Genomic DNA, 22,784 nt, shown 5'->3' with positions numbered 1-22,784 from the left:
TTTTAAGGCGAGTAGCCGGTGCCGTAGTAGTCAAAATTTCCGGTCTGGTTGGTAGCCCCTTCCGTCACGCCGCTGCCCGTTCTGCCGTTGAGTAGCTGGTTTTGCGTGTACCAGTTGGTTGCCTGCCCCAGGCTATTGGTCAAGGCATTCCCGTTCGCCACGTAGCCAGATGCGCGCGCATTACCGGCGCCCAGCTGGTTCTGTGCCACGCCAGACGCTGTGTTCAAGCCGGAGGATGTATTCACGTTTGACGCGGTCTGGCCGATGCCGGCAATGCTGGCCAGGCGGTTCTTGTTGGTGGCGTCGCGATTGAAGGCATCGTTAAACTTGGTGCTGGCGTAATCGTTGTTGTACTGGCTGGCCGCTTTCAGCGCTGCGCCGGACAGCAGGCCACCGCGCGCGGCGGCGCTATTCGTGACGCCCTTCATGCCTTCGGTCAGGCCGAACTGGTAGCCAGGCTCGCTCTGCAAGTCCGCGCCAGTAAAATCCTTCATGCCAGCCAATTTATTCACGGCCGTTACGCCGGCATCGTAGAATGGCTTGTTGTCGTCGCGCGACTGGTTGTACATCGCCCATTGTGTATCGTTCGCCTGATTTACCGCAGAAGTCTGTGCCTTGCTTGCCTTGCTTGCTGATTTAGAGCCAATCACAGCGCTGCCTACAGCAGCACCGGCAACAAGCCAGGCGCCTGCCGAGATTCCGAAAGACATGTTATTTCTCCTTCATGGCTGATGCGTTCGCCAACTGGCGATTGCCGAGCAACTCGGCATTCTTCGATGTGGTGTAGCGCTCGACCAGCACATCGAGGCCGGTCTCATCATCGGGATTCGGGTGGAAGGTTGTCCATACCGCCTCTTCGATCACGTGCACGGCGTTCTTGGTGCCGGGCGACGAAATGAATGTCGCTGGAGCGGCCAGTTCGATTACACCCTCCGGACGCATTACCTGAATTCGACCCTTCGACAAGATCGTGATGTGCTGAGTTTTATGTACCGCACCGGTGATCACAGTGCCGGCAGGGATAGTCATTTCGCGGGCATACATGCCAGTCGCGAAGAAATGGCGCACTGGACAATCTACCTGTGGCATGGTGAGCAACTGAGCTTCCAGTTGATTTATCCTGGCACGCATCACCGTTGTGGCAATACTGGAAGCGTAATTTTTGACAGGCTGTATTTTCATGGCCATCCTAGTAAGTAGGTCTCGATCACGAGTAATACGCCCCGGAAATGGCTTGCACGTTGACCACGTTGGCCGTGCTGGCGAATCCCTGCAGGAAGTCGCCTGCCTTCATCATTGGGACTTGCACGTCGACGTAGTCGTTGGCCGAGATGGACTTGGCGGGGAAGAAGTTGTTGGTGACGCCGTTCGCGCCCGCCAACGGCACGCTGTAGAGCGTTACTGCCACAGCCGCGGCGCTGGTGTTGGTCAGGCGCAGGATGCCGTTGCGCAGCAGCATCGATGCCACTGCAGCCGGCACCGTCAGGATGGTGGCCGCCGCCGCCGTCAGCAGCACTGGCTCGAACAGCTTGTTGTATTGCATTGCCATCAGGTAACTCCGTTTTCAAGGGTTGCGACGCGTCGCGCCAGTTCATTGCCGCTGAAGCGGCTTGCTTGTAGTTCCGCCTGCAGGTCGTCGATGGTGCGCAGCAGGCCGGACAGCGCGATATCGCTGCGCTCGAGCGCGGCCTGCTGGTCGTCCAGCCGGCGCAACAGGTCGTTGTTCGATGGCGGCAGGTTGTCTTGCTCCACCTCCAGGATGGACAGCATCACTTGCGCGGCCGCCACCAGGATGACGAGGTTGTCGACGATGGGTACCAGGGCGCTCGTTTGCTCGGTCAGCTGGGGCAGCGTGGTGCCGCCAGTTTCTGAGCCGACCTGGCGTACCAGATGGCGCACTGCGTCGACAAACACACGGTCGAAGCCTGCGGCCAGGAGGGCCGACTCGCTGATCTTGACGATGCTCATGCGTTATCGCTCCAGTTGGCCTTGATCAGTCGATTGGACATGCCATATTCGAACAACTGGTTGGTGCCATAGTCGTGGCACACCAACTGCTTTCCGGCCATGCCATAGTTTCTCCGTTTGAAATCGCACAAGAAGATGGGCATCTTTTCAGGGTAGTCTTTGTCGCTGGCAGGTCGCGTACGGCGCATGACAAGAACCGATCCATTGGGGCTGATCGCCAAGCATTCGGCGAACCAGCGGCGCAAGGGCGTATCTTTCACTCTCTGCCACGTCTCCCACTCGACTACGTTTTGAAAGACGCCGGCGCGCTCTTCAACCTTCAAAACGCAATCCGGCATGAGATTGCTGGCCCACACGGCGCGCGACATGCCCGTATAGAGCAGCTCATCGCACATCAAATTGAAAACCTCTTTATGCATCGGAGGGTGCTGGCTCATGAGGTGCCTGCCTTCAGGTCGAGGAACGCGCCTTGAAGCACGATCTTGGCGTTGGCCGTGGTGGAGACTTCAAACACCCGGTCGCGGCCGCTGCCGAGCCGGTTGAAATCGGGCTTGTTCCGGTATTCACCCACCTTGCCGAGCGACTTGGTCAGCGTCGACGACCAGGTCTTGCCGCCGTCGTCCGACCAGCGCATCCACACTTGCGGATCTGGCTCGCTGTCGTTGCCGACACCGGCCTCCATGTCCAGCGTCAGTTTGCTGAAAAACTGGCGCACGCCGCTGGTGGTCAGGTGCTGGAAGCTCTTGGTTCGCCGGATCGGCGCGCCGTTGTCGGTGTAGGTGTCGAGGTCGAGCTCGTAGATATTGCCGTTTTCCCAATCGCCGACCAGGTGCTTGCGCTTGTAGACCACGTGGCAGTTGTCACGCACGCGGCCGAGCTGGTTGCGCTCGTCGCGGTAGGCGCGCTCGTGCCACAGGCTGGTGGCTGAGTCAAAGGCCCAGGTCTTGCCTGCCGTTGGAAAGCTGAGCACGTAGAAGCTATGGCCGCCTTGCTGGTAGCTGTAGGCCTGCGCGTCATCGATGCGGCTGTACAGGCGCATTTCCTCTTCCAGGGCATGCGTGCTGATGCGGCCTGGCTGATAGCCGTTGGCGCGCCACACCATGCCGTCGCCGCGCTCATCGCTGCCCAGCCAGAACAGCGAGTTGTCCATTTTGCATACCGAATTGGCTGCGGCGCAGCCGGTTTCCATCGTGGCGCCGCTGATGCGCTCAAACGGGAAGGTGGCGCCAGAGGCGCCGAAGACCTCAATCGACTCGGTACCGAAGAACCAGATTTCGTTGTGGTCCTTGATCTGGCGCAGTAGCACGTCGGGCACCGATTCGGCGCTGGCGAAGTCGAGCGGGTCGAGTGTCAGGTCGAGCGCGCCGGTAATATAGAACTGCTGCGTGCCTGGCTTGTTGAAAATCAGGAAGCTGTTGAGGATTTCCACAAAATCGGCGCCATACCAGCCCGCACCAGCCATCGCACCCACCGCCAGGGTGGTCAAGTTGACCGTGGGAGCGGTGGTAGTGCCATCCACGAACACGGCGGACACGCCGTTGTCGGCCGCGCTGACCTGTCCGGATGCGGAGCCGAGCGCCGCCATGCGGGTCCAGGCGTTGGCGGTGTAGCGGTAAAGTTCACCACCGCGCACGCCGTACAGGTCGCCATTGCTGGCTTGGTACAGGCTGCGCACGCCGCCGCTGCCGGGGATGGTCGACCACAGCTTGCGCCCGGGCGTGCCGTAGAACGTGGTGGGCGCGGTGGCGTCTGGAACGTTCGTTTCCGGGTATAGGTTCACGCAGCGCTGGGCGTTGGCTAGCAGCGATCGCGCCGTGTAGGACGCGGAGGTGAGCAGGATGCGGGCCATCAGCCGCACACTCCAAAGCTGATCGGCGCGCTTTCGGTGGCGTAGGCCAGGGCCAGGCCGCGGCGCGCAAGGAAACGCCGCTCGATATCCTGCCGGTCGCCGAGATTCACGCCGAACTTGATCGACACGTCGTTCGCGATCCACAGGCCGAGCAGGCCCAGCCACGTTTGAGCGACGTCGGGCATGGCGCCAAGCGCCGCGTCGATGCCGATAGCCTGGTAGGTCATCGACAGTCCCGGATTGGCGGCCGGTACTGGCCACAGATAACCCACGCCATTGGCCGCGATGTAGATCTTTTTCGGCCTGGCGGCGACGTAGTCGGGTTGCTGAATCGCGTCGTAATCCACTTTTGGGATCACCTGCAGATCGATGTTGGCGTTGTCGGCAGTGTAGGACACGACCGGCACGCCGAAATAGTCGACTGGCATGGCCACTTGCGCCGGGGTGCCAGCCGACCAGGCCAGCACCACTGGAGCGGCCGTGATCTTTGGCCACGACAGGCCGTGAATCGGGAGTTCCTTGATGATGTTTTGCAGCGCGTTCATGCACACGGTGTAGTCATCGGGCGCTGCCGTCTGGCCGGCGCCGATCACACCGACGATCTGCAAGGCGTCGGTGATGGCATCCTGCGCCGTCAAGGTCCAGGTGGTGGACATTAGGCGGGCATGGCGCTGTAGGCGAAGCGTGGGATGCGCACGGGGCGCTCGGTGCCATCTTCGGCCTTGATCGTCGTTTCGACCACGGCGTGCTTCAGGCATTCCAGGAAGGCTTCCGAAATGGTAACTTCCTTATCGCGCTGGATCAGGATCTGCTTGAAGTTGTGCACCAATGGCACGTCGCCCTTGTCGGTGGCATCCTCGCCACTGTGGATGGTGACTTTGAACATTTTCGGCGCTGGGGCGGCTTTTTCTTTTTCGAGGGTGGACATTGCATTGCTCCATAAAAAATGCCCGCCGGTTTAACGGCGGGCATTCTGGGGTGGGAAACACTGCAGCAGCGCTGCAGCCGGGTATTACAGCGACGCGGCCGATTCCAGGCGGATCATCCAGCTATCGTTCAGGATCTTGGTCGTGGTGGTGGCTTTCCAGCCCACGGTGGAGCGCTGCTCCAGTGGGTCGGCGGTGCCGGCCGAGCCCAGCGCCTTGACGTAGGTCGACATGGCGTTACCGGACAGCGGGCAGACGCCATAGGAGTTGTCTGCCAGGATCAACGTGACGTACACGTCGAAATTGGTGCCGTTGTTTTTGTACAGCGCCGTGCCAGCCGCGCCGCCGCCCGCAAAAATCTTGCAGTTGGTCGACGAGATGAAGCGGATATTCTTGTAGGCGCCGATTTCATCTTCCAGCACGCCTTCCTGGCTGCCGTAGTCGGAAACGGAGCGGTAACCGGCGATTTGCTCCAGGTCGAATTCCACGTCAGGGTGCACCAGAGCGATGAAGGCCTTGCGCACCGAGCCCGTGCCCACTTTGTCGGTCGGCATGACGCCTTCCTTGATGAACTTGGCGTTTTGCACCTTCAGAAAGCGAATCGCCTTGTCCAGGTCGCCCGCCGAGATCTTCACCGCGACGGTGGCGCGCGATGCCACGCCATTGGCGTAGGCGACGTTGGTGCCGGCCACCATGACGTCACGGCGTGCCTGGTCGATGGTGGTGCCCGCCTGGTCGCCCAGCACATCGGTGGCTTCGGTCACAACCGCATCCTGGTTGGTCATCGAGACCAGGTCGGACAGGGTGATGAAGTCGCCGTACTGCGCAAGCGTGGCCAGCAGGTCGGTCACGGCCAGACTGGAACCGGCAGGGGTGACGCCTTCGGTCAACGGCGTCGAGGCCACGGCCAGCTGCGAATAGCGGCGGAACTTGATCTGATTGCCGTTGCGGGTTGCAATCGGGCGCTTTTGTCCGAAGCGGCCATGCACTTCGGCAGGCTGCGCGCGTGCCAGCAGGTTGCGGTCGTAAAACGCCTGGACGCCTGGTGGCACCTGGGTGATGGTGGTGGTTGCCATATCGTGAAGCTCCTATTGGTTTGTGGCTATCGATTAATAGCCTTTGACGCGCCTTACCTCTTTGGCAAAATCCGCGTCGCTCATGTTTTGAATGCGCTGAACGGCTTCCAAGTCAGGGCTGGCCGTGGTGCGTGTTGCACCGCTACTTGCCCCTGGAACGCTCATCGCCGACTTTTCCGCCTGCTTGGCCGATTCGATGGCAAACCGCTTGCCAACCTGCCGCTCGGCGAACGCTACTTTTTCTGCTGTGATCTCACGAATGACCGCCAGCGGGTCGCTCCAGGCTTCGCCCATGGCGTCACGCTTGGCCACCAGGGCCGCTTCCAGCTCTGGATCGATGGTGGTGTCGAAGATTCCCGGGTGGGCCGCCGCCACGATCGATTGCCAGTCTTGCTGCTGGCGTTGCGCCTGTTGCGCCGGCGCCGGGTCGCTCGTCACATACTTGATGGCCTCGGCCAGTTCCGGGTTTTCTTCCAGAATGGCCGGGCGGCTGGCTTCGCGCTGCGCCTGCTGGCGTTCGCGCTCGATCTCGGCCAGGCGCTGGCTGTTCCTGGTGCCCCAGGCTTGCGTATCCTTCAGCGCCTTTTCGGTCTTTGCCAGCCGGGTGCGCAGCTCTTCCAGGCTTTCGACGGCAGGCTGCTCGGTACCGGCCGGGGCCGGGACAGCCGCTGCTGGCGTTTGGGGCGTTTCGACAACTGCAGGCGTGGTTGTGACTTCGGTAGTGGTGCCGGTCGTGCCGGCGGCCGCCGCGTCAAGTTGGGCTGCTGCTGCATCGTAGTCCCTCTGGTATTGCTGCTGGGCTGTGAGATCGGTCATTGGTATTCCTCGTTGCTGGGTCTGCCTGATGGGCGGATAGTCCGTTGTTAAGCCGCGTCCGGATCGGATAGTGCGGCGCTGATGTGGTCACGCTCATGCTGCAGCGCGGCCGGTAATTCCAGTAGGTCGCGCAGCGCCTTGATGGCGCCGCGTGTCTGTTCGTTGTTTTCTCCGATCAACTGCGCGGTCTTGTCATCGATACGCTGCTGGATTTCCTGCGCCACGCGCGGCCAGCAATCCCCCATCGCGGCCAGAGTGCCGTTCAGATAGCCCAGCCGGGCCTCCAGCGTCACTTCGGCCGTCATTGGGCGCCCTCAGGCGTAAAAAAACCGCCAGTTGGCGGTTCATTTGGGTCTGGCATGATCGTCGGTGGCGCGCCCTGGTATTCGCCCGGCGCATTGTCATCGGGCAGGGGCGCTGCCTCGAGCGCTCCAGGTTGGGTCTCGGGCTCAGCCTGAACCAGTGGTTCGCCCGGGGGCATGCCGCCCGCACCTTGGTCGTCTTCCTGTACGGCCGGCGCACCAGGAACCTGTGGCACTTCCATCTGCGCAGCCGTTGCCTGATGCTGTTCGATGACCAACTCGATGCCGAATTCTTGCGCCAGTACCTGTGCAATTTGCGCTGGCATGGTCGGGTAGATCAACTTCAGGCGGTCGGTCTCTGCGCGGTAGCGGTCCAGCAGCAGTTTTTGGTTGTCGACTTCCTTGCTGTCGCTCAGATCGTTGTATTTCTCGCCAATCTCCTTGAGCGACGCCTCCAGCATCTGCACGTGCTGCTCGGCCTGCTCCATTTTTTGCTTGACCTGCGGCGGCACCTTGTCGCCGTCCTCTTCCTTCAGGATCGGGCTTTCCTTTCCGATTTCCATGCAGTGCCACGTTTGCTCGAGCAGCTCGCGGGCATCGATCAGCGCGGCTGTGGCCGGGTTGCCCATGGCCCAGTCGGCGAAAGCGCGCAGCTTGTTGATCAGGATTTCCTTTTGCATGAAGCTGGACGTTCCGGTTGCCTGCCAGTCCATGAACGACGTCTTTCCGAAGCGTTTGATCTCGGCCCACGCCTGCGCGGCCTCATCACCGTGGATTTTCTGGACGGTTTCCACCTCCAGATACTTCAGGTTCCAGTTGATGATGCTCTCGACGATAGGCTCGATCCAATTGGCATCAATGTTCTGGATCACTTCCTTGATCGGCAACGAGGAGGCGGACATGATCATGCTGATGCCGGCCGCCGTCTTGTTCAGGTTGCGCGAGTCGTCGCCCTGGGTGTACTTGGTGATGCCGGTGTCATCGTCGCTAAACTGTTCGGACATGCGGATTACGTCGAGCCATCCGCCGGTGATGTCCTCTTCCTTGTGGTCGATGATGGCGTTGGCGCGCTCTTCGGCGGACAGGCCTGCCTTCATCTGAAACACCTTGCCGGGATATTTCTTGAAGTCCTCGGTAGGCAGGAACTTGCTGCGGTCGACGCTTTTGGTGCCCAGCAGGGCCATGCCTTTGCCTTCCATGAACAGACGGAAAGCGGCGTTCACGGTTTTCTGATGGGCGGCGTTATTGTCCGCTACGCCCACACCCCAAATCTCATGATCTACTTCCTCGTAGCAGCACGACAGCGCGGGCGTCTTGTCGCCGTACGGGCTTTCGCTGACCTTGACCACCACGCCACCGGCCATGATGACGATCACGTTGACCATCTCGCCAGTGTCGATATCGCTGGCGTTCGGGTCGATGGCACGCATCGAGCTGCGCGGCACCTTGCCGAAGAAGCGCGCCACCTTGATGCGGCCATTCTTGTTCCAGAACTCCACATTGCCACGCATCTGGCCAGCGATCTCGGAACCCGTCTCGCTGCCGTTGTTGCTCGCGCCTTGCAGTGCCTGGGCGATATTCCGGTACGACTTGTCGGCACGCCAAGAGGCGACAGTGTGCGGGCTTTCCATTGTCACCCAGAAAATGCCAAGGCCATCGCAGATATTGCGCGCCTCCGGATCAGGATAGGCGTCCAGCGTGCTGCCCAGTTCAAAGTATGGGAAGTCGTACTCGTACTTCTCTTCTTTGATCTGCGTGTAGCCGCTGGAATTGTCGGCCACGGTCTCGGTCAGCGTTTCCTTGCGCACGAATGGCCCGTACACGAAGCCGGTACCGTAGGTGGCCAACGTGTTCACGCCGGTCTTGATCATCTGGCGGAACTTCATGCGCTCCAGCTGCTCGGTGACGATGTCCTCAACGACGTCGGCGAATTTGGCCAGCGTCTCGTTGGTCGGGTTCGTGTCGAAGGGCAGCTCGCCGTTGCCGAACAACGCGTCGTTGATCTTGGCACGGCTGGCGCGCACCTTGTTGCGTGTCGAGCCGATGAACAGGCCTGCGGCCTTCTTGGCGCGCGCTGCGCCCGTGCCGCTGGTGTCGTCGGCGCGCGGGATGCGCATCACGTCCTGGTAGCACTCCAGCAGCTTGAGTTCCTGCGGCTTGCGCGCGCGCTCCCACTCCATCAGGCGCTCTTCCAGCAGGTTGCCGAGGGCGCTGGTGGATTGGACTGCTTCGGTCATGGGTAGGTGCCTTAAAAGTAAAAACCGTTGGAATCCGGCATTTGTTGCTCGATTTCGACGGAGAATTCCGCCTCTTTCCTGCTGATGCCGTAGCGGCGCATCATCCAGGCGTAGCGCGTGGCCGCCATCAGGTCATCGGCCAGCTTGACGACCTTGCCGTCCTTGCGGTGATACATGCGGAATTCCTCAAACCATTCCGTCAGGTGGCTGAATACCTTGAACTTCTTGAGCTGCATGCGCTGCAGCATGTCCTGCAAGCCCGCCTCGACGCCATTGGTGCCATCGGGGAAGGTGGCGCGCTCTGGCATCATCTGCATGCCGGTCTTCTTGTACTGCGCAGCCAACTGCTCGCCGCTGCCTTTGTCGTGCTGCAAGCCGTCGTGCGGCCAGGCGATCGGTAGCCACTTCGGCCACTCCTTCAGGGACATCGCGAACATCTGCGGCGTCTGCTCTTTCTGGCGGTGGCACTCGGTCACGTAGAAGGTGTCCGTATCGCGATCCCAGGCGACCTTGACGCCTGCGCTCGGGTGATCCCAGCCAAAGTCCATGCCGCCCAGCTGCGCCCAGTGCGCCGGGATCGGGAAGGCTTCGACCTTCAAGGACTCTTCGTCAATCGGGAAAATGCGGCCCGATCCCAGTGTCGGAATACCCTTGGTGCGCGCGTCACGCTCATGCGCCGGGTAGCTGGCGATGATCGCCTCGCGCTGCTCCGGCGTGTAATGCTCCGCGTCGTGAATGGTCATCGTTGTCACATGCGTGCCTGGCGATTTATCCAGCAGGAAGCGTTTGACTACCGTCGACATACCTTGCAATGGGGTGAAGGTCATCAGCAGCATGCCATTGGTCGCGTTCGTGCGCGTCAGGCCTTCGAGGTAAATATCTTCCGGCGGCTCTTCGTCCGGCCAGAAGAAATCCAGCGTCTCACCCTGGAATTTCTCGCGGCCCTGGTCATACGACTTGAAGCCGATCAGGCTCTCGCCGGCCTGCACGTCGCCACCACCGCCGAAACGCACCACCACGGTATCGATGGCATCGGCCACACCGCGCTTGAGCGACTTGGACTTGATCGCATCCTTTGGGATCGATCCGGTACCGATGGCATTGATACGGCCGCACATGACACGCTGCACGGTATCGCGCGTGGCCTCACTGGTAACGCCGGCGGCCCAGCCGACCACCGGCTTGGCAAACACGCGCCCGGGCCAGTCATTCGGGTAGCGGCCGGTCAAGTGCATCGCGCTTTCAAAACCAGCCGACCAGGTCTTGCCCAGCTGGTTGCCTGCGATCAGCAGGCGCTCGCGGTGCGTTTTGCCAGCGGCGTGAAACTCGGCTTGCTTTGCATAGGCCTGGTAGTTCGCCAGCTTGTTCTCGCTGCTATAGCGGCGCTTCAACTTCAACAACTCCAGCGCGCGGCGGCGCTGATCGGGACTCAGCCTGGCGATGTTGATGCCAGACAGATCGATGTCAGCCACCGCCACTGCTCAGCAACAGGGCCAGCTCCTGGTCCACATCTTCTTGCGACTGCGGCGCTTCGGGCGGCTGGCCACGGCTCAATGCCGCCAGGCGACCGGGCATCTCGCCCGATATGTTCGCCAGCTTCTGTAGAGCGGCGAACGATTCGAGCTGCGCCCTGGTCTTCATCGGATCCACTTCATCGACGAGCTCGAGCTGCTGGTTGGCCATGCGCGACAGGCGGTGCGATGACGCGGCGCTGATTTCGGCAGCCGACGCCAGGTGCTCGCTGGTGTTCGTCAGCTTTCGCGCCAGGTCCGAAACGATCTGCTGCTTGGCAAACGGCAATGCGCCGAGCTGTTCGGCAAAATGCTTTGCCTTCGCATCGACCTCAACCTTCATTTCAGCTAGAGCCTGCAACGATTTCACGGCTTTTTTCGGTTCGGCTTTATTCGGCTTTATTCTTCGGCGTAATGACGATTCGTTGATGCCGAGTTCCTTGGCCAGCGCGTTGATCGAGACGCCGTCGACCAGGTGGCGCCGCTCGACCTCGATCCACTGGTCATCGGTCAGCGACGATTTGCGACCCATAACCAGTTCTCCTATGAAAAAACACGCGCAGAATGCAAAAAGCCCGCGACCATTTCTGGTAGCAGGCTTTATTTCCGGGCGCACGAACCCCCGACAGGTCGAAATATACGCGGCTTTTTTCTTGGTTGCAACCCCTTTTCAGCAGGCGATGCGGCTTTTTAGCAGCGAAAACAACGATTCAATGGCGAGATCGAACACCACTTCAAAGTCCGCGCGCCAGGCGTTGAACGTGTTCAGTCCATAGTGCGAAAGCACGGCTGTGCGCTGCAAAACCGGGAGTTCCCACACGGCAGAATCGACCGCGCGCACTATGAGCTTGTCCACTTCGACCTCGATATCCTCGATGGAATGGATGCGGGCGTCGGGCGCGCCCACGCACTCGCGTCGTGCCCCTTCGCCGACGGCGCCGCCGACGCTCATGCATTCCGCCCAGCGGTCGAGCATGCCTTTGATGCTGTCGTAGTGTTCTTGGCGCATTAAATTTCCCATTTTCAGTCTGTTTTTAATTGCACCTTCCGCCATTTTTGGAGGCGGTGCGCTGGATTTGTACCGATGACTACCGATAATCGTGCTATTCAGGATTCATGCGGGTCTGCGGGTCGGCCTTCGCCACTTTCTCGCCCATCGTCATATTTCATTCGCAAAGCCATCCGCTCTTGAGCCAGCACCACGGTGTCGAGGTTCTTTTCCAGATACGCCATGGTGGTGAGTGCATTTTTATGCCGCATCACCTTCCGGATGGTCTGGATCGGCACGCCTGATTCGGACAGCAGGGTGGCGAAGCTGCCGCGCAGGCGGTGCGGCGTGATGCCCTTGGTCTTGCAGTGGGCATTGGCAGTGGCGATCGGCCTGCGGGCGAAGCCGGGCGGCTGCTGACTGCCATCTTTGCGCGCCGTGATCAGGCCTTCGCTCTGGCGCCGCGGCTGCAAGTAGTCGACCAGCCAGGCGGGCATCGGCACCGGCTCGGCTTCTTTGCCCTTGGTGATGCCGGGCGTGTAGGTGCGACGTTCCCAGTCGATCCATTCCCAGCGCGCGCTGGCCGCCTCGCTTTCGCGCAGGCCCAGGCCGAACATGAAGCGGATGGCGGTGGAAACGGCAGGGGAGCGGCGGCCGGCGCCGTCGATGGCATCGAGCCACTGCATGGCCACGTCGAGCGGCAGGATTTTGCGGGGGCGTTTCTGCGTGCTGAGCATGGCCACATTCCATGGCCGGCGGACCAGCATGCCCTGCGACACGGCCCAATTCGTCACCAGCCGCATCACGCGCAGCCAGTGGTTCGCCGTGGCCGGCTCGCGCGTGGCCAGGTGCTCGTTGCGGGCCAGCTCGATATGGCGCGCAGTGATCTCGCTGACGAGCAAGTCACCCAGGTCGTACAGGTGCAGGCGGTAGCAGGTGCTGACGCTGCGCACGTGGGCGGCGCTCGACACCGGGCCGCGCACCAGCAGCCACTCAGCGAACAGCGCGCGCAGCGTCGGTACCGGCTTGCCGCCGTTCGTGCGCACCACTTCTTCATCGTAGGCGCGACTGGCTACCGCTTCGGCGCGGGCCTTGGCGCGTTCGCGCGTGCTGCGCTGAACGCGGCTGCCGGCCACCTGGAAGCGGTAGTGCCAGATTTTCTTGACCTTGAACAGGGCGAATGTCATGGGTGCCACCGGAATTGTTGAGTGCGAATTTTCATCTTGTGGCTTCCTTTTGGGCTGATAAACGGGTTGGCAATGGCGTTACGCCAGGCCGAGTACTTCCTTCGCATTCGCGATCTGCACCGCATAAAGCGTCTTGTCTCCGGCATCCACGCGCTGCATGATCCGGCGCGCCCAGCGCAAATGATCGAAGTCACGCGGCTTGGCGGCCTTGTTCACACCCATAGCATCGAGCTCGCGCAACATGCGCGCGGCGTCCTCTTTCGACAGATTGGCCAGGCCTGGTGCGGGAAGTGCGGCAGCCGGCGCCGGGATAGCAGCCCACTCGCTTCGCGCCATCTGCGCTTTCAGGGCGGCGGCCCAGCGGTCTTTTACCTGTCCGTACGATTGCGTCATCAAGTCGCGCGACAGCAGCATGGCGGCCCAGTAGATCGCCGGATGCGACCATACGCCGACCTCACCCTTGCGGCGCGCCTGGATACCTTCGACGGCTTCGTGATAGGCCGGCACTGGATCGGCGGATGGCTTGCAGGCCTGGATGAATTCGGCGCAGGAGGGCGGCTTTTGGTAACGGACACGGCATGCCTTGAGGCCAACTGCCACATCTTCGGGCGTGATTCCCTCATCTTCGAAGGCCTCGACCCACGACTCGGCCCAGTTGTCGATCGCCTGCTGGCTGGCAAAATTGGCGCTCCACCAGTGCGGATAGGCGCCATCAAGCCGGTTGTACAGGTGGTCGATCATCGAAATGCCGAGCCGCGGGTGCGGGTCGAACCACTTCGAATATGGCCGCGTGGTTGGCTCTGCGAGTGCGCCATCTGCCATGCCGGTTAGCGCGCTCATGCTGATGGCCCTGGTGGCGGCCGGTTGCGGTTGACGTGCGCGGTAGGGTCAAACTTCGGTGGGCGGCCGGCGCCAGGGCCAGGCAGAGCACGCTCATTGCGCACCCAGTTGCGCCAAGTGGCCGCCCAGTCCGCCTTGCGGCCCTTGGCGCCGGGTTGAGCGATCCAGTAGTCGCGGAAACGCTGGGCGGTCGTCTCGGCCGACAGGTCAGGGCGCTCGGTTTTGCAAAATGCAGCGTCAGCATCCGTTGGTACCCAGTCGGCAGGCAACCGCGAAGCGGGTGCAGTTGCCTCTGCTCTTGACCTTGCTTTTGTAGTTAACTTCTTCTCTTCTCTTTTCTTCTCTTCTCTAGCTAACGCTGGTGTAACGTTCTCAGCGTTACATGTAGCGTTACTCGGGGCGTCAGTACGGAAATTTGCCACGCGTTTTGCTGTTTGCGCGCGCCCTTTTGCGGTTGCGCCATTGTGTTTTTCGAAGTTTGGCAGCATCAAACCGGCGCCGGTTTCCACCAGCCATGTGACGTCGATCATCGCTTGAGCGAACCCGGTGGCCCCCGCGATACGATCAAGTAACGCACATGTAACGCCGTCAGCGTTACCATTTACCGTTTGCTGGTCGAACCAGCGCCAGATGCGAAACAGTTTCCCGACTGTCAAATCCGGGTCATCCCAGCCCATGCGCGCAGTGATCGCGAAGACCTCGGGCTTATCCGGCGTGGAGCATTCCAACTTGAGCCATTCGCCTGCCATCACGCCACCTCGCCGGTATCGGATCGGCTGGGGCGGCGCACAACCGTAACTGGCTGTGGCTCACTCGGGCCGCGATGGTGGGCAGTGGCCACGCTGCAGACGCAGGCGGCTGGCTTGGCCTGCAATGCCTGGCGTGTCGATGTCTTGATGGTGTAGGTGATGTTGTTGAGCTCGATGTGGGCCAGCAGCAAGCCGGCGAAGTGCTTGCGCATGCAGGGTTCCATGCCAGGCTCTTCGATGTCCAGGCCGGCGCGCTCGCAGATCTGATAGAAGGTGCCAGGGCCGGCCAGCAGCGCTTGCAGCACCAGGTAAGGACGGGAGCCGACATATGGCATTAAGCGCGCCGTCATGGCCGCACCTGCGCAGCCTGGGGCTTCATCGAAAACGCGGAGTATGTTATTCTTGGCATGTTCGTTTTAAGTAAGAGTTTTAGGAAGCCCGCCTTGTCCGCGGGCTTTTTTTCGTTCGCGATTACAGCGCCTGCTGGTAAAGCGCTTCTCCCAGGTTTAATCCAGGTACTTTTCTACCCATACGGCTGCCATGAGAAACGGGACGGCTATAACGGCAACAAGCACCAACAGCCACCATGGGGATTCAGGATCCATAATTTCCATTGCAATCGTGTGTCGCCCAGATCGGTGGGCGACTACCCGTGTTTCGTGCGCCTGGTTGCGCTGCATCTGAGGCACTTTTGAGGCAGCGCAGACCTGATACCTATCTACGCTGCCATCCTGTAGCTGTCGGGGGCTGTTTCCCGCTACGGCGGCGGGTCGGACGTGTTCATGTATTTGTCCGCCGCCTCGCGCATCTTGTTGGTGTCGCGATGCAACCGCGAACCAGCCTTAATTTTCGTGGGCCCATCCGGCTGGGCCTTGGCCGCCAGGTTGGCCCGGTCGCTCTTGCGCCACACGCACACTGCGTGCAGCGCGTAATCCGCTGCCGTCGCTCCTCTCTTCTTCATCCTGCGCCTCTTCTTTCTGGGCTGGCTCCACTGGCCGGCCTATCGGTCTGATTTCGTACATTGGCTCTGCCTCTATTCCGTTAAACCCGATAGTGCGCGCGCGGCTTGACACCATAGCTTTGCGTACCAGGGAACAACAGGGCCCTGTTGTTCCCGTAACTGGGCCCTTCAGATGCCTGGCGATAACGCCTACTATTACGTTGCTGTGTTGCCCAGCTGATCAACAAAGCGCGAGCCTTACTGCTCCGGGTGATGCCAGCCAGGGCGCACTCGCGGTGAATGCTGCTGGCCTCATCGGCGTGCAGAACGGTTTTCAGTACGCTGCTGCGGCTGGCCTTCGGGGTAATGCGTTTCATAGTTTTCCTTTTAAAAGTGGATCTGGACTACGGGTGGTGCGGTGCTGCAAATGGGCGGGAGTTGCCAATGTGATAAATTGCTGTTTCCACACATCAATCAAACAAAAGGGCAAACCCCATGGACAAACAACTACGAGAACAACTGTATGAAATCGAAGGGCGTTTGGCGGCCTATCACCAGGTGCTGCATGCCATCTGCCTATCCTTACCAAAGCTTCAGGCTGATGCTGTCAGCGCCGTGCTCGAAGAGGTTGAAAAACAATCTTTAGCACTGTCGCCGCCAAGTGAACGAATTCACACACATTTGGCGAACGAGAATCTGGATCAATTAAAGGCAGCACTGGCAGAACCCATTCGGATAGGCGAGGCCGATTAAAGGCGAAGCTTCCGCAGCCGTTCGCGAGATTCCATCTCGGCCTCAACTGCTTTGTCCATATGCGGGCCTAGGGTGGAGATTTTTTCAGCCATGGATTTCGGTGTCGAGGGTGCGCATGCTGGGGCGGCGACGTCACCGGTCACCGGCTTCGGTACGGCCGTGAAGGCATCCAGGCCGGCGCGGAATGCGATAGCCGCAGCTTGGGCAGAGCTCGATGGGCTGGTACGCCCAAAGGCTTCACTGGCCTGGCAGATCACCTGCGTCAGGATCACCACCAGAGCGTCACGGTCACGGTCCGGTGGAGGAGCGTTGGAAGAGCAGGCGCCGAACTGGTAGCCGGCTTGGCTGCCAGTGATATCTTCCGGGCGCGGCGGGTTCGCCAGGTGCGTCCGGCTCGAACCGAAGGGCATGCCCTCCACCTTGATCAGCACGCCGAACAGCTTGGCGACCAGGTGGACGGGGAGGACGCGCCAGCGCGCATGGGTGGTGGTGTGGTTCATGGTTTTTCCTTTGGATCGAGCGACGGCGGGATGGCGGGCAGCACGACGCTGTGCGCCGGGACGGTGTCCAGGATGTTGGTGGGGGAGGGGGGCTGGCGGCCGGCGTGGCCGGGAGCGGGCAGCGGGTCGGTGGCGCGGCGCTGGGCGGGCTCGACGACCAACTCGGGCCAGATTCTATGCCAGTCGTTAGGCCGCAGATCTTGCCGCCTGACAATTCCTCCAGTGACTTGCTCGATTTCAACACACCGCTCTGGCGGCACCGGCCTGGACTCGCTCGCCCATTGACTGATGAGGACCGGCGTAATGGACAGTTTGGCAGCAAGGTCACGCTGCGCGCCGCGAGCTTTGACGTATTCGAGTAATTTCATATGACGACTATAGCAATTTGCTTTTGCGTGGTCAATAGCAAAATGCACATTCCAAGGAGAAGCGATTTGCTATTAAATGAATGCATGGCAACCTCAAAAGAACTTCGCATCGAAAACCTTCGCACTCTTATCAAAGAGTTCAAGACGGCCGACGCTGTCGCCCAGCTCGCTGCGACGGCACCCATGTACCTAAGCCAAATACTGAATGGCGTAGCATCTTCGGCTGGAAAACCGCGCGGAGTGGGGGATGCACTAGCGCGAAAGCTGGAGGCTGGTTGCTCAAAGCCAGTTGGATGGATGGATCAACCACATACCGAGCAGCTTGCAAGTAAGGATGAGCAAAGAGCACAGCAATCAAATGTCGAAAAAAATAAATCGGAAGTAATAGAAATCCCGCAGTACACCGATATTGGAGGTGGTATGGGCGGCGGGGTGACATTGCGCGACCAACCTGGGGCTATCCAAGGTTGGCACGTCACGCCCGAATGGGTTAGCAAGAACATTAAGAGCCATAGCGGGGCTGGGAATTTATGCATCGTCACCGGTTTTGGTAACTCAATGCAGCCGCTCTATAACCCTGGCGATCCGCTTATCATTGATCGAGGCATTAAGTCGGTCGAGGCGGATGCAACCTATTTTTTCCGCGTCGGAGAGGAAGGGTTTATAAAGATTTTGCAGCGCATCCCAGGAGAGGGAATTCGCGTAATTTCGAAAAACAAAGACTATGAAACCTGGACCATTAAGCCTGGTATGGATTTTGAAGTGTTCGGTCAGGTGCTCAAGGCTTGGTGCGGAACGGACGTTTAAGCATAGCGATGCGCTGGATGCTAAACATAGAGGGCAGGAAGCGTCATGACTAAATTATTCATAGCAATCGTGGTGATTTTTATCTCGGGGTGTGCCGCGCAAACCGGGGTCATATCTACCGGGCAAGATTCATACATGATCCTTAACCAAGGTACCGGGTTCTGGGTATCGCCAAGCACCTTGGTTGCAAATGCCACACGCGAAGCTGGCAATCATTGCAGTAACCAGCGCAAACAACTGGATATTCTCTCGACGCAAGAGCGTCCTTTTGGACTGCGACCTGGCGCCTACCCCGAGGGTGAGATTCGTTTCGCTTGTAAGTAAAAATACCCGCCCATGCCGACGCAGAAAGACGCAACGGCACCTCAACATGCCAATAAATAGATGATCAAAATGAAACTAATCGCCACGCTTCCGATTATTGCCTTGCTGGCAGCCTGTCAGTCTGTCAGTGATGTTGTCCCAGCTGGGCAAGACACCTATCTAGTCGGCGCCACTGTACGTGGCGGCATGACCTCAGATGCCGAGGTAACAGCCATAAGTATCCGGCGTGGAAACGAATTTTGCGCCGCCAAAGGCCAGCGCTTTGAAGTGATGAATGCTACAAACTCAGGAACGCAGGGATGGACACCACAGCAGTCTCAAGTGATGTTCCGTTGTGTGGGCTCACAAGGGAATTGATACAAACACCCCCCCATACTTCCGTATGGGGGGGCAAAACGGCACATCATCATGCCGCATCATGGAGTTGCAATGAAAATAAAAATTATCCTGGCAGTAGCAGTACTCGCCGGCTGCACATCGACATCTGGCATTCTCAAGTCTGGGCCTGACACGTTTACTGTAGTCGCTACAGCATCGCCTGGCGCAGGTGGCGCGACTACAGCCAAGAAATCCGTATATGACCAAGCGAATGCTGAATGCACAAAAATCGGCGCGTCAGTCGAAATCGTTACAGAGCACGCAACAGCTCCAAGCTGGACTGACGGAATGTATACGATCGATCTGGCATTTAAGTGTAGGAAGGCAGTATGAGATATACCGCTACTCCCTCTAACTAGACGAAACGGCACGCAATAATTTCTTGCTAGTTTTCTACCTCACCCCTTCAGTTAGCCCGCCCAGCGCGGGTATTTTTTCGTCCGAAGATTCCAGCTGAGAGTCTGGGTTTTACACAAACAACAAATAAATGCAAATTGCTATTGCGCGACTAAAAGCAAATTGCTATAGTTATCCGTATTGGGCCGCTGCATATACACATATACGTATGTGCCGCCCTACAAACAACGCCACAATACGGAGTCCACGATGACGAGCACCGCCGCCACACCTTCCACCACCAGCACCACAGCGGCCGATTTCGGCAGCCAGTCCTTCATCCCGCCAGCGTTCCAGCCTGGCTTCATTCCTGCCGCCATCGGCGCCGCTTTTGCCAGTGGCATCTATGCCGGCATCATCCGCGGCGTTGATGGTGGTCCCGATCAGCACCTGGTGCTGGTTGACGGGGAGGGCGTTGATTTGTCCTGGGAGGCCGCCGGCGCCTGGGCCGAGTCCGTGGGCGGTTCGCTGCCGACGCGCGCCGAGCAGGCGCTGCTGTTCTCCAACCTGAAAGAACAGTTCAAGTCGGACTGGTACTGGTCTGGTGCGCAGGCCGGCCCCTCTACCGCGTGGCTTCAGGGTTTCGGCAATGGCGCCCAGGACGACGACGACCGCTCGTACGAGGGCCGCGCCCGCGCCGTCCGCAGATTGCCAATTTAATCCTTTATCAATTTCCTTTTCGTCCCGACCACGACATCCCATCACGGAGCCACTCATGACCAGCAATGCCGCCACGCCTTGCGCCACCCCAGGCGCTGCCATCCCCCTCGCTACCTGCTCCCTTTGCCATCGCTCAGTCGATGCCAACAGCAACGCCCGTGCTGACACTATCGTCAGCGGCTTGCTCGACGCCGAATTGTGGCCGGTCGATAGCGAGCTGATCGCCGAGATCCGCGCCATGTTCCTGGCCCACTGGGGCATGGACAAGGGGCAGGCCGATGCGCGGATGTCGCGCCTCCATTACAGCTCGGCGGCCGCTTTGGTACCCGTGGCAGGGCCTGGCGCCATCGGCAGTGCCTACGCTGGCGGTATCTATGCTGGGATCATGCGCGGCGTCGACGGTGCGCCTGACGAGCACCTCGTGCTGATGTCAGGTCAAGCCGAGGGCGTGAACTGGGACGCGGCATGCGCCTGGGCCAAGTCGATTGGTGGAGAGCTGCCAAGCCGTCGCGAACAGCGCTTGCTGTTCATCAACTTAAAAGATGAATTCAAGGCTGAGTGGTACTGGTCCGGTGAGCAGGCCGGCCCCTCTAACGCGTGGTATCAGTATTTCGACCTTGGCAACCAGGGCTACTACCACCGCTCGTACGAGGGCCGCGCCCGCGCCGTCCGCAGATTACCAATTTAATCCTTTATCCATTTCAGCATGAGATCCGCCATGACTCTCGAAAACATTGCCTCAGCGTTGCCTGGAAATGCGCAAAGCTCTCCGCCGGACCGCGTGCGGCGCGTTTCTCTCGCAATGCCAAGTAAGGCGCTCTGCCTCGTTGGTGCCACCTACAGCCTGGCCAATGGCCGTGGCGAACGGATTGCAATGGTTTCGGTTGTGCCTCAGGGGCTTGGCGCCACGCGTACTGCCGCCGCTCGCATGGCGTACTCGTCGGAAATGGCCGGGGTAATGCGCGCCGCCAGCTTGGACTACGAGTTGTCTGGCACGGTGTCGTCGGAAACGGTCAGTTTGATGCGTCGGTTGCTCGAAGATATAGGTGCGTCATGAGTTCCCCGGACTTGCTGTTGATGATTCGGCACTGCGCCGCTGATGCGCACGCAAAGGAAGCAAGTGATGTGGATGCGCGTGCGCACGCTTTCATCGCTGCCTTGTCGGGCGCGTTGGAGCAGCACGATGCCATTGGTGCAGAAATGGTGTTTTCAATTCTGAGCATGCCCCCAAAAGGAAGTACCAAATGATGGCCTTCACCGTCACCGTGCGCAGCGCAGGCCGCTTTCTGACCTATCCGGCCATCGGCAGCGACAGCTGCGCCGTGCACATGGCCGCCCTGGACCGATTCGGCGTCTGTTCCATCACCGTCAAACCAGCGTAAGGAATTGCCATGCGCAAGATGATCACCCTGTTGCACATGTATCGCCACTTCCGGCGCCTTGGCGCTGGCCTGTTTGGCGCCGCCGTCAAGGCTGTGCGTGTCTACCAGACTGGATTCTGATATGCCGCGCGCCGATCCGGACCGCGCCGCGCTGGAGATTGCGCACCACGCGCTGCAAACCACTATGTCGCTCGACGACATGCTGAAGCAGCGTCACTACGAACTGATTTTGAAATGCCTTGCCCGCCGGCACATGCAGCGCCGCGGACGTATTGATGTGAAGAAGCTGCAAGCCAATGATCACGACTGATTTTAACCACGAGGAAACCATGGATATCAACACCCCAGCAGCACTTGCAAATACCCCGGGCGCCATTGGCGCCGCATTTGGCGGCGGCTTCTTCGCTGGCCTGATCAAAGTCGATGGCAAAGCATTCGCCCTGGTCGTGTCGCCAAAGCTGTTCGGTGAGTTCAAGGGGCGCTGGATCGCATCAGATGAGAGCGTGCCGGGCGCCGAGGACTATGCCGATGGTCTGGCCAACACGAACGCCATGGCCGCCGCTGGCAGCGAGCTGGCCAAGGCCGTGCGCGGTAGCGTCATCGAAGGCTTTGATGACTGGTACATCCCAGCCCGCGACGAGTTGGAACTGATCTACCGCAACCTCAAACCGACGACTTGGAAAAACTCCGCATCGTTCCGTGACGGCGAAAACCCGAGCAGCATGCCTATGGGGCGGCACTACACGGAAGAGCGGCCGACGCAGACCGGCGTAGCCGACTTCCGTGAAGGCGGCGCACAGGCGCTGGATGCGGTCTGGCACTGGTCCAGCACGCAGGCCGGCCCCTCTATCGCGTGGGGTCAGAGTTTCTACTATGGCTACCAGGGCCTCTACTACCGCTCGTACGAGGGCCGCGCCCGCGCCGTCCGCAGATTACCAATTTAATCCTTCATAAATTTCTTTCAACTTCGAAAGCCCATCATGAGCAAACAACAATTTATGGCCGAGAACCTGCAGAAAGGCGAGATCTATGCCGGACTGATCCTCGGCAAGGACGGCGCCGCCGACTATCACCTGTTCCTGCAACCAGGCGCCGCAACTGGCGTGAATTGGCAAGCAGCCATGGACTGGGCCAAGAAGCTCGGCCACAGCCTTCCTACACGCGCCGAGCAGGCGCTGCTGTTCGCCAATCTGAAGCACGAGTTCGAGCCGCGCTATTACTGGTCCAGCGAGCAGGCCGGCCCCTCTTACGCGTGGCTTCAGCATTTCAACGATGGCATCCAGCTCACCAACTACCGCTCGTACGAGGGCCGCGCCCGCGCCGTCCACAGATTAGAAATTTAACCATTTAACCATTTCAACATGGCCAACCATACCGACCTGCCGATTTCCAAAGTTGCCTACGACCTGCTGGTCGTGGCGACCGACCTGACCAAAAATATGCCCCGCGACTTCAAGGCATCGGTCGGCAAGGAAATCCGCGACGAGTGCGTGCGCTTGACGGTGCTGATCTTCCGCGCGAACGTCGCGGGCGACAAAACACCGTACCTCGACAAGCTGATCGAGCGCGCGCAGGTGATCGAGCTGCTGTTCCGGCTTTCCAAGGACTTGCGCTTTATCTCCGTCGCACAGTATGCGCGGGCCATCGCACTGACCAGCATGATCGGCAAGCAGGCCGGCGGCTGGAAGAAATACACCGCATCGTCGCCTGCATCTTCCCGGTCAAGGCCGGGTTGACTGTGCGAATTTTTTAATCTGGTCGTGCCGCTGGCTCACAAGGCCACCGCTATGCGCATCACAGTAACCACTTGGCGGTGTCCAGGCAGGC

The 22,784-nt window shown here is 59.9% G+C and carries 36 protein-coding genes; 13 read left to right on the top strand and 23 right to left on the bottom strand.

The genetic code is table 11. The features are described from left to right. Positions 1 to 2 precede the first annotated feature (2 nt). The 21 genes from FG13_RS07775 to FG13_RS07680 all read right to left on the bottom strand — a co-directional run bounded on the left by FG13_RS07775 (position 3) and on the right by FG13_RS07680 (position 15,766). Complete coding sequence (locus FG13_RS07775; RefSeq protein WP_152598713.1) at positions 3 to 710, bottom strand: DNA transfer protein p32; 708 nt, start codon at positions 708 to 710, stop codon at positions 3 to 5. Position 711: 1 nt separating this feature from the next. Continuing rightward, a complete protein-coding gene (locus FG13_RS28850) occupies positions 712 to 1,182 on the bottom strand; it encodes a hypothetical protein (protein ID WP_051958748.1) in 471 nt (156 codons plus the stop codon). A 25-nt stretch (positions 1,183 to 1,207) separates the two neighbouring features. Further along, entirely contained in the window at positions 1,208 to 1,549 is a 342-nt protein-coding gene (locus FG13_RS07765) for a hypothetical protein (protein WP_035819859.1), read from the bottom strand. Then, on the bottom strand, positions 1,549 to 1,968 hold the full coding sequence (locus tag FG13_RS07760) for a hypothetical protein (protein WP_035819857.1): 420 nt from the start codon (positions 1,966 to 1,968) through the stop codon (positions 1,549 to 1,551). The genes FG13_RS07765 and FG13_RS07760 overlap by 1 nt, the downstream gene beginning before the upstream one ends. Further along, complete coding sequence (locus FG13_RS07755; RefSeq protein WP_051958746.1) at positions 1,965 to 2,405, bottom strand: hypothetical protein; 441 nt, start codon at positions 2,403 to 2,405, stop codon at positions 1,965 to 1,967. Before FG13_RS07755 ends, FG13_RS07760 begins: the two co-directional genes overlap by 4 nt. Then, positions 2,402 to 3,748: a packaged DNA stabilization protein gene (locus FG13_RS07750; protein ID WP_161784161.1), complete on the bottom strand. Its 1,347-nt coding sequence runs from the start codon at positions 3,746 to 3,748 to the stop codon at positions 2,402 to 2,404. The genes FG13_RS07755 and FG13_RS07750 overlap by 4 nt, the downstream gene beginning before the upstream one ends. A gap of 68 nt (positions 3,749 to 3,816) precedes the next feature. Beyond that, positions 3,817 to 4,473: a hypothetical protein gene (locus tag FG13_RS07745; protein ID WP_035819855.1), complete on the bottom strand. Its 657-nt coding sequence runs from the start codon at positions 4,471 to 4,473 to the stop codon at positions 3,817 to 3,819. Continuing rightward, on the bottom strand, positions 4,473 to 4,745 hold the full coding sequence (locus FG13_RS07740) for a hypothetical protein (RefSeq protein ID WP_035819853.1): 273 nt from the start codon (positions 4,743 to 4,745) through the stop codon (positions 4,473 to 4,475). The genes FG13_RS07745 and FG13_RS07740 overlap by 1 nt, the downstream gene beginning before the upstream one ends. 84 nt (positions 4,746 to 4,829) lie before the next feature. Continuing rightward, complete coding sequence (locus tag FG13_RS07735; RefSeq protein ID WP_035819851.1) at positions 4,830 to 5,819, bottom strand: N4-gp56 family major capsid protein; 990 nt, start codon at positions 5,817 to 5,819, stop codon at positions 4,830 to 4,832. A 33-nt stretch (positions 5,820 to 5,852) separates the two neighbouring features. Further along, positions 5,853 to 6,635 carry a hypothetical protein gene (locus FG13_RS07730; RefSeq protein WP_035819849.1) on the bottom strand — a complete coding sequence of 261 codons (783 nt, stop codon included), beginning with the start codon at positions 6,633 to 6,635 and terminating at the stop codon, positions 5,853 to 5,855. A 47-nt stretch (positions 6,636 to 6,682) separates the two neighbouring features. Next, a complete protein-coding gene (locus FG13_RS07725) occupies positions 6,683 to 6,940 on the bottom strand; it encodes a hypothetical protein (protein WP_035819847.1) in 258 nt (85 codons plus the stop codon). Further along, positions 6,937 to 9,174, bottom strand: a complete 2,238-nt coding sequence (locus tag FG13_RS07720) for a portal protein (protein ID WP_035819845.1) — start codon at positions 9,172 to 9,174, stop codon at positions 6,937 to 6,939. Before FG13_RS07720 ends, FG13_RS07725 begins: the two co-directional genes overlap by 4 nt. Positions 9,175 to 9,185: 11 nt before the next feature. Further along, positions 9,186 to 10,646, bottom strand: a complete 1,461-nt coding sequence (locus tag FG13_RS07715) for a terminase large subunit domain-containing protein (RefSeq protein ID WP_235211690.1) — start codon at positions 10,644 to 10,646, stop codon at positions 9,186 to 9,188. Further along, positions 10,639 to 11,217, bottom strand: coding sequence for a hypothetical protein (locus FG13_RS07710; protein ID WP_035819842.1), 579 nt, complete (start codon positions 11,215 to 11,217; stop codon positions 10,639 to 10,641). The genes FG13_RS07715 and FG13_RS07710 overlap by 8 nt, the downstream gene beginning before the upstream one ends. Positions 11,218 to 11,355: 138 nt before the next feature. Next, complete coding sequence (locus FG13_RS07705; RefSeq protein WP_035819840.1) at positions 11,356 to 11,694, bottom strand: hypothetical protein; 339 nt, start codon at positions 11,692 to 11,694, stop codon at positions 11,356 to 11,358. Positions 11,695 to 11,792: 98 nt separating this feature from the next. Next, positions 11,793 to 12,860: a tyrosine-type recombinase/integrase gene (locus FG13_RS07700; protein ID WP_051958744.1), complete on the bottom strand. Its 1,068-nt coding sequence runs from the start codon at positions 12,858 to 12,860 to the stop codon at positions 11,793 to 11,795. Between the two features lie 78 nt (positions 12,861 to 12,938). Next, positions 12,939 to 13,700 carry a replication protein P gene (locus FG13_RS07695; protein WP_152598712.1) on the bottom strand — a complete coding sequence of 254 codons (762 nt, stop codon included), beginning with the start codon at positions 13,698 to 13,700 and terminating at the stop codon, positions 12,939 to 12,941. Then, positions 13,697 to 14,449 (bottom strand): hypothetical protein, encoded by a 753-nt coding sequence (locus FG13_RS30885; RefSeq protein WP_051958739.1) that lies wholly within the window; start codon positions 14,447 to 14,449, stop codon positions 13,697 to 13,699. Before FG13_RS30885 ends, FG13_RS07695 begins: the two co-directional genes overlap by 4 nt. After that, complete coding sequence (locus FG13_RS07685) at positions 14,449 to 14,799, bottom strand: hypothetical protein (RefSeq protein ID WP_035819838.1); 351 nt, start codon at positions 14,797 to 14,799, stop codon at positions 14,449 to 14,451. Before FG13_RS07685 ends, FG13_RS30885 begins: the two co-directional genes overlap by 1 nt. Before the next feature lie 407 nt (positions 14,800 to 15,206). Continuing rightward, entirely contained in the window at positions 15,207 to 15,410 is a 204-nt protein-coding gene (locus FG13_RS29960) for a hypothetical protein (RefSeq protein WP_152598711.1), read from the bottom strand. Positions 15,411 to 15,490: 80 nt separating this feature from the next. Beyond that, the gene (locus FG13_RS07680; RefSeq protein WP_035819836.1) at positions 15,491 to 15,766 is read right to left on the bottom strand and encodes a hypothetical protein; all 276 of its coding nucleotides are present in this window, start codon (positions 15,764 to 15,766) and stop codon (positions 15,491 to 15,493) included. Positions 15,767 to 15,884: 118 nt separating this feature from the next. Here FG13_RS07680 and FG13_RS07675 point away from each other — a divergent pair, with 118 nt between their 5' ends. Next, entirely contained in the window at positions 15,885 to 16,142 is a 258-nt protein-coding gene (locus tag FG13_RS07675; protein WP_035819834.1) for a hypothetical protein, read from the top strand. Here the strand turns inward: FG13_RS07675 and FG13_RS07670 are convergent. Together FG13_RS07670 and FG13_RS31180 are read right to left on the bottom strand one after the other, a co-directional pair. Further along, complete coding sequence (locus FG13_RS07670; RefSeq protein ID WP_035819832.1) at positions 16,139 to 16,642, bottom strand: hypothetical protein; 504 nt, start codon at positions 16,640 to 16,642, stop codon at positions 16,139 to 16,141. The genes FG13_RS07675 and FG13_RS07670 overlap by 4 nt on opposite strands. Continuing rightward, positions 16,639 to 17,010 (bottom strand): transcriptional regulator, encoded by a 372-nt coding sequence (locus tag FG13_RS31180; RefSeq protein ID WP_081922480.1) that lies wholly within the window; start codon positions 17,008 to 17,010, stop codon positions 16,639 to 16,641. The genes FG13_RS07670 and FG13_RS31180 overlap by 4 nt, the downstream gene beginning before the upstream one ends. 84 nt (positions 17,011 to 17,094) lie before the next feature. On the opposite strand from FG13_RS31180, the gene FG13_RS07660 reads away from it, so the two are divergent. The 12 genes from FG13_RS07660 (at position 17,095) to FG13_RS07620 (ending at position 22,693) form a co-directional block, all read left to right on the top strand. After that, entirely contained in the window at positions 17,095 to 17,817 is a 723-nt protein-coding gene (locus tag FG13_RS07660; RefSeq protein WP_035819830.1) for a S24 family peptidase, read from the top strand. A 45-nt stretch (positions 17,818 to 17,862) separates the two neighbouring features. Then, positions 17,863 to 18,141, top strand: coding sequence for a hypothetical protein (locus tag FG13_RS29955; protein WP_152598710.1), 279 nt, complete (start codon positions 17,863 to 17,865; stop codon positions 18,139 to 18,141). Between the two features lie 69 nt (positions 18,142 to 18,210). After that, positions 18,211 to 18,498, top strand: coding sequence for a hypothetical protein (locus FG13_RS29950; protein ID WP_152598709.1), 288 nt, complete (start codon positions 18,211 to 18,213; stop codon positions 18,496 to 18,498). Positions 18,499 to 19,125: 627 nt separating this feature from the next. Beyond that, positions 19,126 to 19,575, top strand: coding sequence for a DUF1566 domain-containing protein (locus FG13_RS07655; RefSeq protein WP_152598708.1), 450 nt, complete (start codon positions 19,126 to 19,128; stop codon positions 19,573 to 19,575). Between the two features lie 55 nt (positions 19,576 to 19,630). Then, positions 19,631 to 20,263: a DUF1566 domain-containing protein gene (locus FG13_RS30875; protein WP_235211689.1), complete on the top strand. Its 633-nt coding sequence runs from the start codon at positions 19,631 to 19,633 to the stop codon at positions 20,261 to 20,263. 30 nt (positions 20,264 to 20,293) lie between these two features. After that, entirely contained in the window at positions 20,294 to 20,632 is a 339-nt protein-coding gene (locus tag FG13_RS07645; RefSeq protein ID WP_035819828.1) for a hypothetical protein, read from the top strand. Beyond that, positions 20,629 to 20,823, top strand: coding sequence for a hypothetical protein (locus FG13_RS07640; protein ID WP_035819826.1), 195 nt, complete (start codon positions 20,629 to 20,631; stop codon positions 20,821 to 20,823). Before FG13_RS07645 ends, FG13_RS07640 begins: the two co-directional genes overlap by 4 nt. Continuing rightward, positions 20,820 to 20,957 (top strand): hypothetical protein, encoded by a 138-nt coding sequence (locus tag FG13_RS30635; protein WP_200880259.1) that lies wholly within the window; start codon positions 20,820 to 20,822, stop codon positions 20,955 to 20,957. The genes FG13_RS07640 and FG13_RS30635 overlap by 4 nt, the downstream gene beginning before the upstream one ends. 121 nt (positions 20,958 to 21,078) lie before the next feature. Continuing rightward, positions 21,079 to 21,267: a hypothetical protein gene (locus FG13_RS07635; protein ID WP_035819824.1), complete on the top strand. Its 189-nt coding sequence runs from the start codon at positions 21,079 to 21,081 to the stop codon at positions 21,265 to 21,267. A gap of 19 nt (positions 21,268 to 21,286) precedes the next feature. Beyond that, the gene (locus FG13_RS07630) at positions 21,287 to 21,901 is read left to right on the top strand and encodes a DUF1566 domain-containing protein (protein WP_035827594.1); all 615 of its coding nucleotides are present in this window, start codon (positions 21,287 to 21,289) and stop codon (positions 21,899 to 21,901) included. A gap of 36 nt (positions 21,902 to 21,937) precedes the next feature. Then, the gene (locus FG13_RS07625; RefSeq protein ID WP_035819822.1) at positions 21,938 to 22,300 is read left to right on the top strand and encodes a DUF1566 domain-containing protein; all 363 of its coding nucleotides are present in this window, start codon (positions 21,938 to 21,940) and stop codon (positions 22,298 to 22,300) included. A gap of 18 nt (positions 22,301 to 22,318) precedes the next feature. Next, positions 22,319 to 22,693: a four helix bundle protein gene (locus tag FG13_RS07620; protein ID WP_035819820.1), complete on the top strand. Its 375-nt coding sequence runs from the start codon at positions 22,319 to 22,321 to the stop codon at positions 22,691 to 22,693. Positions 22,694 to 22,784: the final 91 nt, after the last annotated feature.

The organism is Janthinobacterium sp. RA13 (assembly GCF_000745325.1).
Classification (GTDB): Bacteria; Pseudomonadota; Gammaproteobacteria; order Burkholderiales; family Burkholderiaceae_D; genus Janthinobacterium; species Janthinobacterium rivuli.
The sequence above is the reverse complement of the archived record's forward strand: the minus strand, read 5'-3'. Positions and strand labels throughout refer to the sequence as shown.